Here is a 12,073-nt window from a genome sequence, read left to right on the forward strand (position 1 = left end):
GTGCGTCTGCTGTGGGTCCGCCGTCGGCCGGTGCTGCTCTCCCCTGGGCACCGGCCGGCGACTACGCGAGGGCTATTCGACCGATAGTGATCATCTCTTTCGTACGACGACGAAGTCCGCGAGCGCCGTGAACTGCTCCCGCACCCGGTCGGGCATGTCCACGGTGTCGAGGGCCTCGATGGCGATGGTGTGCTGACGGCGTGCCTCGTCGGCGGTCCACTCGCGGCCGCCGGCCTCCTCGATGAGGGCGGCACGGGCCGCGAACTCCTCCTCGGAGAAGTTCGCGAAGTCGCTGCTCTTGGCGTCGGCCGCGAGGATCTCGCCGAGCCGGCGGGCGGCCGGCCCGTCGGCGGCGAGCGCGGCCACGACCGGGAGGGACTTCTTGCGCTGGCGCAGGTCGCTCCAGGTCTGCTTGCCGGTGGCCTCCGGGTCGCCCCAGATGCCGAGAAGGTCGTCCACGGCCTGGAAGGCAAGGCCGAGGTGGTGGCCGTAGCGCTCCAGGGCGTCGGCGGTGCGGTCGTCCGCGCCGCCGAGCACGGCGCCGACGGAGCTGGCGCAGGCGAGCAGGGCGCCGGTCTTGTTGCCCTCCATCTCCAGGCACTCCGCCACGCTGACGCGGTCGCGGTGCTCGAAGGACATGTCCTGGGCCTGGCCGTCGATGAGCGCCCGGCTGGCGGTGGCGAGCCGGCGGGTGGCGCGGCCCGACTCGACGGTGCCGAGCTCGAGGAGCACCTCGTTGGCCAGGGCGAACAGGGCGTCACCGACGAGGATGGCCTGGTCGGGGCCGTGCACCTTCCAGACGGTGTCGCGGTGCCGGCGCTGTTCGTCGCCGTCCATCAGGTCGTCGTGCAGCAGCGAGAAGTTGTGGACCAGTTCGACGGCGACCGCTCCCGGGACGCCGGTCTCCGGGCCGGCGCCGGTGACCTCGGCGGACAGCACGGCGAGGGCGGGGCGCACGGCCTTGCCCCCGTCGCCCTCCGCGGGCCGGCCGTGGGCGTCGGTCCAGCCGAAGTGGTAGGCGGCGACCGTGTCCATGGGAGATACCAGGCGGTCGACGGCCGCCCGCAGCACCGGAGTGGCCAGGGTCCGGCCGCGCTCCAGGAGCGCGGACACGTCCACCGCGGTCCTTCGAGCGGCCTGCGAGGCCGGGGGCACAGTGGGCACAGTCTCTCCTCTTGTCGCGGTACGGGGGGTGCGGGGACCTGCCGCGCCGCTCTGCTGGAGCATCAGGCCGCCTCCTCGATCGCGAAGAGGCGGCGGGGGCGGGGCCGGCCGAGGGAGTCCAGCGCGGCGTCCGCCGCGCCGACGCCGCTGCGGACCGCACTCTCCATGGTCGCGGGCCACCCGGTGGCGGTCCACGCTCCGGCCAGGTACAGGCCGGGGGCCTCGGTGCGGGCGCCGGGCCTGAGGCGTCCGACGCCGGGGGCGGGAGCGAAGGTGGCGGTGCGCTCCCGGGTGACGAAGAAGTCCTCGACGCGGGCGCCTTGGGCGCGCGGCAGCAGCCGCCGGAGTTCGGGCAGATACCGTGCGCGCAGGGCGGCCACCGGCTCGTCGATGTCGTCCTGGGCGACCGACTGGGACACCGCCAGGTACTGACCCCGTTTCAGGCCGGAGGCGGCGGTGCGGTCGAAGACCCACTGCACGGGGGTGCCGAGGGCCGCGAAGAACGGGCTGGCGAGCACCTGGCGGTCGTAGACGACGTGGAGGTTGAGGATCGGGGCGGTGCCGATGCCGAGCAGCCGCTCGGGGTCCCGGAGCGCTCCGTCCGGCAGCAGGTCGTACGCCTCGCGCTGCGGTACGGCGAGGACCACCGCGTCGGAGCGGAGGGTCTCGCCGGGAACCTGGACGCTCCAGCGCCCGTTCTCCTGGGGGGAGACGGAGGTGACCCGTGTACGGACCTCGGTACGCACGCCCGCGGAGTCGAGCGCCTTGCGGGCGAGCCGGTCGTGCAGTTCACCCAGCGGCACCCGGGCCCAGCCGATGTCGGCCGCGCCCGGGTCGGACAGCAGACCGGTCTTGAACACCATCGCGGCGAGCGCCAGGGACGAGTCGTCCGCGACCGCGTTGAGGGTGGCCACGCCGACCAGGTTCCACAGGGCTTCGACGGCGCGCGCCGACTGGCCGTGCGCGGCCAGCCAGCCGCCGAAGTCCTGGGCGTCCAGGGCCGGATCGGCGAGGTCGAGCCGTTGCAGCGCGAGCGCGGCCCGGCCCACCCTGGCCCGGTCGGCGAGCGACAGATGCGGATACGCGGCGAGGCTGCGCCCCAGGTGCAGGGGGACGGGCAGCGGGTCGCGCCGCAGTCTGCCCAGCCGGCGCCCCTCGGGGCGGGTGACGTCGAGCACGGGCACGTCCAGCCGGTCCTGCAGCGGTGCCAGCGCCGTGCCGCCGACGCGGTCCAGGAACCAGCGGTAGGCGGTGCAGCAGCGCAGGTACACGTGCTGGCCGTTGTCGACGGTCAGGTCGCCGCGCCGGAAGGAGAAGGCGAGCCCGCCCAGGCGCGGCCGGCCTTCGAGCAGGGTGACGCCGACTCCCGCGTCGGCGAGGGCGAGGGCTGCGGTGACGCCGGCCAGGCCGCCGCCGACCACGACGGCGTGCCGTCCCGCCGGGGCGGGGACGTCCGTGGGCGGCTCCGCGGTGCGTGTGCCGTGTCTCATGCGCCCTCCCCCGCCGGCCCGGACCGCTCGAACCGTGCGCGCCGGGCCGTCTCAGTCTGGGACGCGGCGTCGGGGCGGAGGGTTGCCCGCCGTTTGCCGCCGGGGAGCGGAGTGTCCATCAGGCGCGCCTCCTGACGGTCCGCCGGGTCACGTTCCTGGTGTCCAGGCCGGACAGGCCGCGCACGGCGACGTAGGCCTTCTCGCGGCCGGGCAGGGAGACCCGGCCGCGCAGCACCGCCTCGGGCTCGCGCTCGATGCGGTCCAGCAGCCGGCGGTAGATGCCGGCCATGGCGGCGACGCAGGCGCCGCTGCGCCGGTCGAGCAGGGGGAGCAGCCGGTAGCCCTCGGCGAAGAGGGCGCGGGCCCTGCGCACCTCGAAGTGGATCAGGCCCGCGAAGTCGGAGCCCTCCGGCGGTGTGGGTCCGTCGAACCCGGCCGAGCAGCCGAACTTGGCGAGGTCGTCGGCGGGCAGGTAGGTGCGCCCGCCCGCGGCGTCCTCGCGCACGTCGCGGAGGATGTTGGTCAGCTGGAGCGCGAGACCGAGCGTGTCGGCGTACTCGGGTGCGCGTTCGGCGCCGCGGGCGCCCGGTTCGGTGCCGAACACGCCGAGGCAGAGCCGTCCGATGGCGCCGGCCACACAGCGGCAGTAGACCTTGAGGTCGTCCCAGGTCTCGTAGGTCTCGCCGCGTACGTCCATCTGGACGCCGTCGATGAGCTCGTCCAGGCCGCCGAGGGGGATCGGGAAGCGCCGGGCGGCGTGGGCGAGGGCGACGGCGACCGGGTCGGTGTCGTCCTCGTCGACGGCGCCGTCGCGGATCCGGGAGAGCAGCGCCCGGGCGTCCTCCAAGCGGGTGACCTTGACCTCGTCGGCGAGCGCTCCGTCGCCGATGTCGTCGACGCGTCGGGAGAACGCGTACAGCGCCGACATCGCGCGCCGCTCGGGTGTCGGCAGCAGCCGGATGCCGTAGGCGAAGTTGCGCGCCTGCTGTCCGGTGACGGTCTCGCAGTAGCTGTAGGCGGCGAGTACCGGTGCGGACGCGGGTGGTTGCGACTCCACGGTCCGGATCACCCCTTTCCTCGCAGAGTCACGCCCGCCTCGCGCAGCAGCTGCATCCTGCCGGGCTTGGGCGGGCCGGGGAGTACGTCGTATTCGGCGGCGGCGATCGCCCGGACGGCCGCCCTTCCTCCCGCCACGAACCCCGCGAGCAGCAGTCTGAGCCTGCCGTGGACGCTACCCACCAGGGGGGCGCCCTCATTCAGCAGGTCGAGGGCGCGTTGCGCCTGGTACGCGACGAGCGCGCGCACCGACGCGCCGGCGGTGGGTGCGGCGAGGTCCGCCTCCTGGACGTGGAAGCGCTTCATGTCCGTGGCGGGCAGGTAGATGCGGTCGCGGCCGAGGTCCTCGGCGACGTCCTGGAGGTGTTCGACGATCTGCAGGGCCGTGCAGATCGCGTCGGAGCGGCGGATCCGTTCGGGGGTGGCGGTCCCGGTCACGGCGAGGACGAGACGGCCGACGGGGTTGGCCGACAGCTCGCAGTAGGCGAGCAGGTCGTCGTAGGTCTCGTAGCGGGTGACGAGCTGGTCCTGGCGGTTGGCCGCGATCAGGCCGAGGAACGGCTCGGGGGTCAGCGCGTGCCGGCGGACCGTGGGCCGCAGCCGGAGCAGCAGCGGATGCCGGGGCTCCGGGCCAGCCGGGTCGAACACCCGGTGAAGATCGGCTTCGAAGGCGTCGAGGAGCGCGAGCCGGTCCCCGGCCCGGTCGTCCGGGACGCCGAGGAGGCGGGCGTCGGCGCCGCCCGGCGCCAGGTCTCCGTCGCCGATGTCGTCGACCAGACGGGCGAAGCCGTACACGGCCATGAGGTCGGCCCGCCAGGGCCGGGGCAGGAAGAAGGGGGCCACGGGGAAGTTCTCGGCGGCGGCCTTGTCGAGGGTGGCACGCTCGACGTCGGCGCCGCCCGCCCTGTCGGGGGGCGTCATCGCGGACTGCCCGGAGCGGGGACGGCACATGCTGCGTTCAGCCGGGGAGTCTCCGTAGCCATTGCCGTCACATCTCCCGTTCTACACCGCTGACCCAATGCACACTATTTCGGACACGCCGCCCAGGTTCCCGCCCGGCGGCATCGTTGGACGGTGTCGGGCATTATGGCCCTGATTGCCGCCTTTCGGGACCGGTACAGCTTACGTTGTACAACGCGGTGCGCACCGCCGGGGGTCTCCTGGTCCGCACACAACACACCGAACGGCGTCAAGATTCCACGCCACGGCCGGAATTGACGCTTCTTTTGCAGACGCCGGACCCCGTCGGACAGTTGCGGCGGGGCCCTGGGCGGATCGGGTTACTTGCCCGTGAACTTCTCGTACTCCTTGAGCACCTCGTCGGTCGGCCCGTCCATGCGCAGCTCGCCCCGCTCCAGCCACAGCACGCGGTCGCAGGTGTCGCGGATGGACTTGTTGTTGTGGCTGACCAGGAAGACGGTGCCGGCCTCCTTGCGCAGCTCGCGGATGCGGGCCTCGGAGCGCTTCTGGAACTTGCGGTCCCCGGTGGCCAGCGCCTCGTCGATCATCAGGACGTCGTGGTCCTTGGCGGCGGCGATGGAGAAGCGCAGCCGGGCCGCCATGCCGGAGGAGTAGGTGCGCATCGGCAGGGTGATGAAGTCGCCCTTCTCGTTGATGCCGGAGAAGTCGACGATGTCCTGGTACCGGGCCTTGATCTGGTCACGGGACATGCCCATCGCGAGCCCGCCCAGGATGACGTTCCGCTCGCCGGTCAGGTCGTTCATCAGAGCCGCGTTCACCCCGAGCAGGGAGGGCTGGCCGTCGGTGTAGACCTTGCCCTTCTCGGCGGGCAGCAGTCCGGCGATGGCCCGCAGCAGGGTCGACTTGCCGGAGCCGTTGGAGCCGATCAGGCCGATGGCCTCGCCCCGGTAGGCGACGAAGGAGACCCCGCGCACGGCGTGCACCTTGCGCACCCCCCGCTCCTCGCCCCTCCGGAGGATACGGCTGAGCGCCGCCGTGGCACTGCCCTTCCCCGTCTTGGCACCGTTGACGCGGTAGACGATGTGCAGCTCGTCCGCGATGACGGTGGGCACCCGTGCGCCCGTCCGGTCGTCAGCCACGGCCGTACCTCTCCTCGGACTTCCAGAAGTAGACGAAGCCGACCACGCCGGTCAGCAGGGCCCAGCCCAGCGCGAACGCCCACACGTGCGGCGGCAGGTACGACGAGCCGTACTCGTCGATCAGCGCGAACCGCACCAGATCCATGTACACCGCCGCCGGATTCCACTGCAGGACGTCGGCCAGCCAGGACGGAACGTCCTTGTCGTGCAGCATCGCCGGAATGCTGAACATCACACCCGAGGCGTACATCCACGTACGCAGCACGAACGGCATCAGCTGGGCCAGGTCCGGCGTCTTGCTGCCCATCCGCGCGAAGATCAGCGCAAGCCCGGTGTTGAACACGAACTGCAGCACCAGCGCCGGCACGACCAGCAGCCACGACAGATCCGGAAAGCTGCCGAACGCCAGCATGATCACCACCAGCACGATCATCGACGCCAGCAACTGCTGGAGCTGCTGCAACGCGAACGAGATCGGCAGCGAGGCCCGCGGGAAGTGCAGCGCCCGCACCAGCCCCAGGTTGCCCGAGATCGCCCGCACACCCGCCAGCACCGAGCTCTGGGTGAACGTGAACACGAACACGCCCGTCACCAGGAACGGCACGTAGACATCCTTCGGGATGCCCCGGTTGGCGCCCAGCAGCAGACCGAAGATGAAGAAGTACACCGCCGCGTTCAGCAGCGGGGTCGCCACCTGCCACAGCTGGCCCAGCTTCGCCTGGCTGTACTGCGCGGTGAGCTTCGCCTGGGAGAAGGCGAGGATGAAATGCCGCCGGCCCCAGAGCTGACGGACGTACTCGATGAGGGACGGCCGGGCACCGCTGACGGACAGCCCGTACTTGGCGGCCAGCTGGGCCGGCGTGAGGCCCTCGTCGGGCGACACGGCCGCGGTGACCGCGACCGTGTCGTCGTGCGTTGTCTCGCTCACTGGTGGAAAAACTTTCGTCCTCGGGATGCGCGGCCCGCGCGGGCCTGACATGGACAGGAGAGCCTGGGTGCGGTTCCGGTCCCGGACCCGAGCTTGTCAGATCACGGGAGGCCGGCCCAGTCGGGTCAGCCGCCACACCGTACGCCACTTCATGGGCCGGCGGGGACCGCAGGGAGTGGTCAGGCCCTCCCTGAACCCCGCGAACCAGGCCCGCAGGGCCGGACGGGACGGCCGGCGCACGAGGGTGAGGACCATCCACACGCCCAGGTAGAGCGGGACGAGGAGGGCGGGCAGGTTGCGGCGGGCGAGCCAGACCCGGTTGCGGGCGACCATGCGGTGGTAGACCGCGTGCCGGGAGGGGGCGGTCGCCGGGTGGTACAGCACCATGTCGGCCCGGTAGTCGATCATCCAGTCGGCGTCGAGGGCCCGCCAGGCCAGATCGGTCTCCTCATGGGCGTAGAAGAACTCGTCCGGCAGTCCGCCGACCTCGGCGAAGACCTTGGTGCGCACGGCGTTGGCGCCGCCGAGGAAGGTGGTCACGCGGGAGGAGCGCATCGGGTCGGAGGCGCGCAGCCGCGGCACGTGGCGGCGCTGGGTGAGGCCGGTCTCCGGGTCGGCGATGCGGAAGCTGATGATGCCGAGCCGGGGGTCGGCCGCGAAGGCCTCCCGGCACAGCTCGGCGGTGTCGTGACGGGCGAGCAGGCCGTCGTCGTCGAGGAACAGCAGGATGTCGACGTCCCGGCCGCCGGGGCCGAAGGCCTCGACGCCGACGTTGCGGCCGCCGGGGATGCCCAGGTTCTCCGGCAGCTCGACGGTGCGCACGCCCTCGGGGACCTCGGGCACGGGCGAGCCGTTGCCGACGACCACGACCTGGACCGGGTCGCCGTCCTGCTTGGCGACCGAGTCCAGCAGGGCGCGCAGTTCGTCGGGGCGGTTGCCCATGGTGATGATCACCGCCCCGACCTTCATGCCGGTGCTCATTTCAGCCTGCTGGACGCCAGGACGGACACCAGGTGCAGCACCGTCTGCAGCAGCGCGATGCCGGCGAGCACGGCGGTGCCGAGGCGGGTGAAGAACAGGTCGCCACGGGCCGCGTCCACGATCGCGAGGACCAGGATCAGCAGGGACGCCTCGATACCGAGGATGAGCCGGTGGAACTTGAGCGCGGCGGCGGCCCTGCGGGCCAGCGCCATGCCGGAGGAGCGCGGCTCGGACGCCGCCTCCTTCACCGGGGGCAGTCCGCCCTGGTGGCGGGCGACTCCGACCAGGTCGGTCTCGGCCTTGACCAGGATCGCGCCGAGCGCGGCCAGGGTGCCGAGGAAGGCCCACAGCCAGTCGATCCGCCCGGAGCCCCACAGGTCGGCGGCGCGCAGGCCGAGCCCGACCAGAACGGCCGCGTCGCACAGGTAGGCGCCGACGCGGTCCAGGTAGACCCCGCCGAGCGAGTACTGCTTCTTCCAGCGCGCGACCTCGCCGTCGACGCAGTCCAGCAGCAGGTACAGCTGGACCATGACCACGCCGAGGACGGCTCCCGCGATCCCCGGCACCAGCAGGGCCGGGGCCGCCAGGACGCCGAAGACGGTCATCAGGTACGTGAGCTGGTTGGGCGTGACCCTGGTGTTCACCAGGTAGCGGTCCACCCGGAGGGACACCTCGCGCATGTAGAGGCGCCCCATCCAGTGCTCACCGCTGCGCCGGTCCTTGACCCCGGCGGGGTGCACGACCGGACGGAGTTCAGCTACCGATGGCCTTGACATAGTCGGCGTAGGTGTCCTTGATCTGGTCGGTCTTCAGGTCGAGGTGTTCGAGGATCGTGAAGCGGCCGGGGCGGGTCTCCGGGGCGAACTCGACGGCGCGGACGAACTCGTCCACGGTGAATCCGATCTCCTCGGGGAGCACCGGCAGCCCGTGCCGGCGCAGTACCTCGGCCATGGCCGCCGCCTCCTCGTGGGCCCCGCGCAGATGCATCGCGAAGGCGGCGCCCAGTCCGCACTGCTCGCCGTGGGCGGCGGCGCGTTTGGGGTAGAGCAGGTCGAAGGCGTGGTTGATCTCGTGGCAGGCGCCGGAGGAGGGGCGGGAGTCGCCCGACACGGACATGGCGATGCCGGTGAGGACCAGGGCCTCGGCGAGCACCTGGAGGAAGCCGTCGTCGCCGACGCCGCCGGGGTGGCGCAGCACGGCCTCGCCGGCCTGGCGGGCCATGGCGGCGGCGAGGCCGTCGATCTTCTCGCCGTTGACGCGGTGGGACAGCTCCCAGTCGGCGACGGCGGAGATGTTGGAGATGACGTCGCCGATGCCGGAGCGCACGAACCGGACGGGGGCCTCACGGATCACGTTGAGGTCGATGACCACCGCGATCGGGTTGGGCACGCCGTAGGAGCCGCGGCCCGCGTCGTTGTCGAGGGTCGCCACCGGCGAGCACAGGCCGTCGTGCGCGAGGTTGGTGGCGACGGCGACCAGCGGCAGGCCGACGCGCGCGGAGGCGAACTTGGCGCAGTCGATGATCTTGCCGCCGCCGAGTCCGACGACCGCGTCGTAGTGGCCGCCCTGGATGTCGCTCGCCAGGCGGACGGCGTCGTCGATGGTGCCGCCGCCGACCTGGTACCAGGTGGCGCCGGGCAGCGAGGGTGCGAGCCGCTCGCGCAGCCGGGCGCCCGAACCGCCGCTGACGGCGATCGCGAGCCGGCCCGACTGGGAGATGCGTTCGTCGGCGAGGACGCAGGCCAGGTCGTCGAGGGCGCCGGGGCGGATGTCGACGACGACCGGCGAGGGAATGAGCCGGGTCAGTACTGGCACGCGATCTCCCGCCCGCGCGCGAGGTCGTCGTGGTTGTCGATCTCGACCCACTCGACGTCGCCGATCGGCGCCACATCGACCCGGAACCCGCGGTTCACCAGCTCCTGGTAACCGTCCTCGTAGTACAGCTGCGGGTCCCGCTCGAACGTCGCCCTCAGCGCGTCCGCCAGCTCCCCGGCCGCCTCGCCCTCGATCAGCGTGACCCCGATGTACTCACCCGTCGCCTCGGCCGGATCCATCAGCTTCGTGATCCGCGTCATCCCCCGCTCCGGGTCGACGACGACCTTCATCTCCTCGTCGGCGAGCTTCTTCACCGTGTCCAGCGCGAGAATGATCCTCTTGCCGTCACCGCGCGCCGCCAGGAGGGTCTTCTCCACCGACACCGGGTGCACCGTGTCCCCGTTGGCGAGGATCACCCCGTCCTTCAGGGCGTCCCGGCCGCACCACAGCGAGTAGGCGTTGTTCCACTCCTCGGCCTTGTCGTTGTCGATCAGCGTCAGCTTCAGCCCGTACTTCGCCTCCAGGGCCGCCTTGCGCTCGTAGACGGCCTCCTTGGCGTAGCCGACGATGACACCGGCCTCGGTCAGCCCGATCTCGGCGAAGTTGGCGAGGGTCAGGTCCAGAACCGTCGGCTCGCCCTCCTCACCCGCGGGGCCCACCGGCACCAGCGCCTTGGGCAGGGTGTCGGTGTAGGGGCGCAGACGGCGTCCGGCGCCGGCCGCAAGCACGAGGCCGATCATGCGGGTTCTCCTTCGTCGTGTACGGCGGGCGCCCCTGCGGACACCCAGAAGCGGATGCTCTCGGCGAGCACCACGAGGGCCACGGCCACGGCGAGCGCCGTGAGCGCGACGGTGAACTGAGAGGCGGTGAGCACGGCCGCGAGCACGGCGACCGCCAGGGTGCGGCCCTCGTGTCCGCCGATCGCCCGGACCAGCCGGCGCGGGGGCGCGCCCGCGTTGCCGCGGATCCGGTAGACCGTGTCGTAGTGATGGTAGGCGACCGCGGCCACCAGCCCGTAGGCCGCCGGAAGGGCTCCGTCCACGTCCGCGTCGGCCGCCAGCGCCAGGACGGTGCCGTACTCGGCGGCGCGGAAGAACGGGGGGACCAGCCAGTCGAGGGCGCCCTTGAGAGGGCGGGCGACGGCGAGGGCCGAGGTCAGGACGTACGCACAGGCGGCGACGGCCGTCCAGGGGCCGCCGAAGCCGGTGGCCACGGCCGTCGCCGCCACGGCGAGGCCGCCGAGCAGGGCGACGGCGGGGACGGCGGTCCCGGGCAGCCGGCTCGCGGGCCGCGCCAGCGGGCCGCCCAGGGCCTGGGCGAGCGGGCCGGAGTCGGCCAGGTCCGCCAGCGCCTGTGCCGCCCGGTCGGTGCGGCGGGCCTTGCGGGTCAGCGAGCGCAGGACGCGGCCTGCGGTGGTGTACGTCGCGGCGAAGGCGCAGCCGACGAGCAGCGCGTAGAAGGTGATCCGGGGGGTGGTGACGGCCGTGAGGACGGCGATCATGGCCCAGCGTTCGCCGATCGGCAGGACGATCATGCGGCGCACCCAGACCGTCCAGCCGACGCTGTCGAGCCGGTCGGAGAGCGCGGCGGTGGGGCTGGTGTTGGCCGTCGCGTCGTGGTTGGCCTCGTTGAAGGAGAAGTCGACCACGTGCCGGCAGGTCTGCAGGACCATCGCGCCGAGGGCGAGGGCCCATACGTCGTCGCCGCCGCGGGCCGCGCCGAGGGCGAGGCCCGCGTAGTAGGCGTACTCCTTGGCGCGGTCGAAGGTGGCGTCGAGCCAGGCGCCGAGGGTGGAGTACTGCAGCGAGTAGCGGGCGAGCTGCCCGTCGGTGCAGTCCAGCACGAACGAGGCGAGGAGCAGCAGGCCGGCGGCGACGAACCCGCCGCGGGTGCCGGTGGCGGCGCAGCCGGCCGCTATGAGCGCGGTGAGCAGGGAGGCGGTGGTGACCTGGTTGGGGGTCAGTCCGCGGCGGGCGCACCAGCGCGCGATGTAGCGGGAGTACGGGCTGATGCAGTGGGTGGTGAAGAAGCCGTCGCGGGCCTTGACGGCGGACTTCAGGCGTATGGCCTCGTCGTCGACGGCGGCGACGGCCTGCCGGGCCTCGTTGCGGGTCTGGGGGTCGGCGGGGACGGTGGCGACGAGGCTGCCGAGCTCCGGGCGGTGCACGTCGGCGCCCTCGGCGCCGAGGGCGGTGACGACGCGGTCGGCGAGGCAGTCGACGAGGGTGGTGCCGCTGCCGGGTGCCTGGTCCGCCGAGCTCTCGCGGGCCAGCGCGCGGGTGAGGGCCTGGCGGCCGGACTGCTGGGCGGTGACGGCGCCGGGGATGGCGGAGATCGGGAAGCGGGGGTCGGTGAGGCCGAGGCGCAGCGCGTGCACATGCCCCACGAACCGGGCGTCGACCACGGCGACCCGCTGCCCCGCGGGCACCCCGGCGAGCAGCGTCTCGGCCTCGGCGGTGCCGGAGGCGATCCGTACGTCGAAGCCGAGGGAGCGCAGGTCGCCCTCGAGTGACGAACCGGGGACCGGCTGGCCGGTGAGGATGGCGGTCGACAACCGAATCTCACTCCCTGGGTGCCGA

12 protein-coding genes are annotated in these 12,073 nt (G+C 72.6%); all 12 read right to left on the reverse strand.

From position 1 onward, the window contains the following. Positions 1–90: 90 nt before the first annotated feature. Positions 91–1,155, reverse strand: coding sequence for a polyprenyl synthetase family protein (locus AC5L3C_RS03435; RefSeq protein ID WP_493653731.1), 1,065 nt, complete (start codon positions 1,153–1,155; stop codon positions 91–93). Positions 1,156–1,226: 71 nt separating this feature from the next. Then, positions 1,227–2,654 (reverse strand): hydroxysqualene dehydroxylase HpnE, encoded by a 1,428-nt coding sequence (gene hpnE / locus AC5L3C_RS03440; protein ID WP_493646807.1) that lies wholly within the window; start codon positions 2,652–2,654, stop codon positions 1,227–1,229. Beyond that, positions 2,651–2,773, reverse strand: a complete 123-nt coding sequence (locus AC5L3C_RS03445) for a DUF6380 family protein (RefSeq protein WP_493646808.1) — start codon at positions 2,771–2,773, stop codon at positions 2,651–2,653. Before AC5L3C_RS03445 ends, hpnE begins: the two co-directional genes overlap by 4 nt. Further along, a complete protein-coding gene (gene hpnD, locus AC5L3C_RS03450; RefSeq protein WP_125502429.1) occupies positions 2,773–3,723 on the reverse strand; it encodes a presqualene diphosphate synthase HpnD in 951 nt (316 codons plus the stop codon). Before hpnD ends, AC5L3C_RS03445 begins: the two co-directional genes overlap by 1 nt. Beyond that, positions 3,720–4,631, reverse strand: a complete 912-nt coding sequence (gene hpnC, locus AC5L3C_RS03455) for a squalene synthase HpnC (RefSeq protein ID WP_493646809.1) — start codon at positions 4,629–4,631, stop codon at positions 3,720–3,722. The genes hpnD and hpnC overlap by 4 nt, the downstream gene beginning before the upstream one ends. A gap of 359 nt (positions 4,632–4,990) precedes the next feature. Further along, the gene (locus AC5L3C_RS03460) at positions 4,991–5,770 is read right to left on the reverse strand and encodes an ABC transporter ATP-binding protein (RefSeq protein WP_493646810.1); all 780 of its coding nucleotides are present in this window, start codon (positions 5,768–5,770) and stop codon (positions 4,991–4,993) included. Then, positions 5,763–6,698, reverse strand: a complete 936-nt coding sequence (locus AC5L3C_RS03465; RefSeq protein WP_493646812.1) for an ABC transporter permease — start codon at positions 6,696–6,698, stop codon at positions 5,763–5,765. The genes AC5L3C_RS03460 and AC5L3C_RS03465 overlap by 8 nt, the downstream gene beginning before the upstream one ends. Positions 6,699–6,794: 96 nt before the next feature. Next, the gene (locus AC5L3C_RS03470; protein ID WP_493646814.1) at positions 6,795–7,679 is read right to left on the reverse strand and encodes a glycosyltransferase family 2 protein; all 885 of its coding nucleotides are present in this window, start codon (positions 7,677–7,679) and stop codon (positions 6,795–6,797) included. Further along, entirely contained in the window at positions 7,676–8,455 is a 780-nt protein-coding gene (locus AC5L3C_RS03475) for a CDP-alcohol phosphatidyltransferase family protein (RefSeq protein ID WP_493646816.1), read from the reverse strand. Before AC5L3C_RS03475 ends, AC5L3C_RS03470 begins: the two co-directional genes overlap by 4 nt. After that, complete coding sequence (locus tag AC5L3C_RS03480) at positions 8,433–9,494, reverse strand: iron-containing alcohol dehydrogenase family protein (protein ID WP_493646818.1); 1,062 nt, start codon at positions 9,492–9,494, stop codon at positions 8,433–8,435. The genes AC5L3C_RS03475 and AC5L3C_RS03480 overlap by 23 nt, the downstream gene beginning before the upstream one ends. Further along, a complete protein-coding gene (locus AC5L3C_RS03485) occupies positions 9,482–10,234 on the reverse strand; it encodes a phosphocholine cytidylyltransferase family protein (RefSeq protein WP_493646819.1) in 753 nt (250 codons plus the stop codon). Before AC5L3C_RS03485 ends, AC5L3C_RS03480 begins: the two co-directional genes overlap by 13 nt. Beyond that, positions 10,231–12,048: a DUF5941 domain-containing protein gene (locus AC5L3C_RS03490; protein ID WP_493646820.1), complete on the reverse strand. Its 1,818-nt coding sequence runs from the start codon at positions 12,046–12,048 to the stop codon at positions 10,231–10,233. The genes AC5L3C_RS03485 and AC5L3C_RS03490 overlap by 4 nt, the downstream gene beginning before the upstream one ends. Positions 12,049–12,073: the final 25 nt, after the last annotated feature.

Source organism: Streptomyces speibonae (assembly GCF_984686075.1).

Bases quoted from the DNA above. Each gene is read 5' to 3' on its own strand.
- hpnE (WP_493646807.1), bottom strand. From the start codon at position 2,654: ATGAGACACGGCACACGCACCGCGGAGCCGCCCACGGACGTCCCCGCC.
- AC5L3C_RS03445 (WP_493646808.1), bottom strand. From the start codon at position 2,773: ATGGACACTCCGCTCCCCGGCGGCAAACGGCGGGCAACCCTCCGCCCC.
- hpnC (WP_493646809.1), bottom strand. From the start codon at position 4,631: ATGACGCCCCCCGACAGGGCGGGCGGCGCCGACGTCGAGCGTGCCACC.
- AC5L3C_RS03470 (WP_493646814.1), bottom strand. From the start codon at position 7,679: ATGAGCACCGGCATGAAGGTCGGGGCGGTGATCATCACCATGGGCAAC.
- AC5L3C_RS03475 (WP_493646816.1), bottom strand. From the start codon at position 8,455: ATGTCAAGGCCATCGGTAGCTGAACTCCGTCCGGTCGTGCACCCCGCC.
- AC5L3C_RS03485 (WP_493646819.1), bottom strand. From the start codon at position 10,234: ATGATCGGCCTCGTGCTTGCGGCCGGCGCCGGACGCCGTCTGCGCCCC.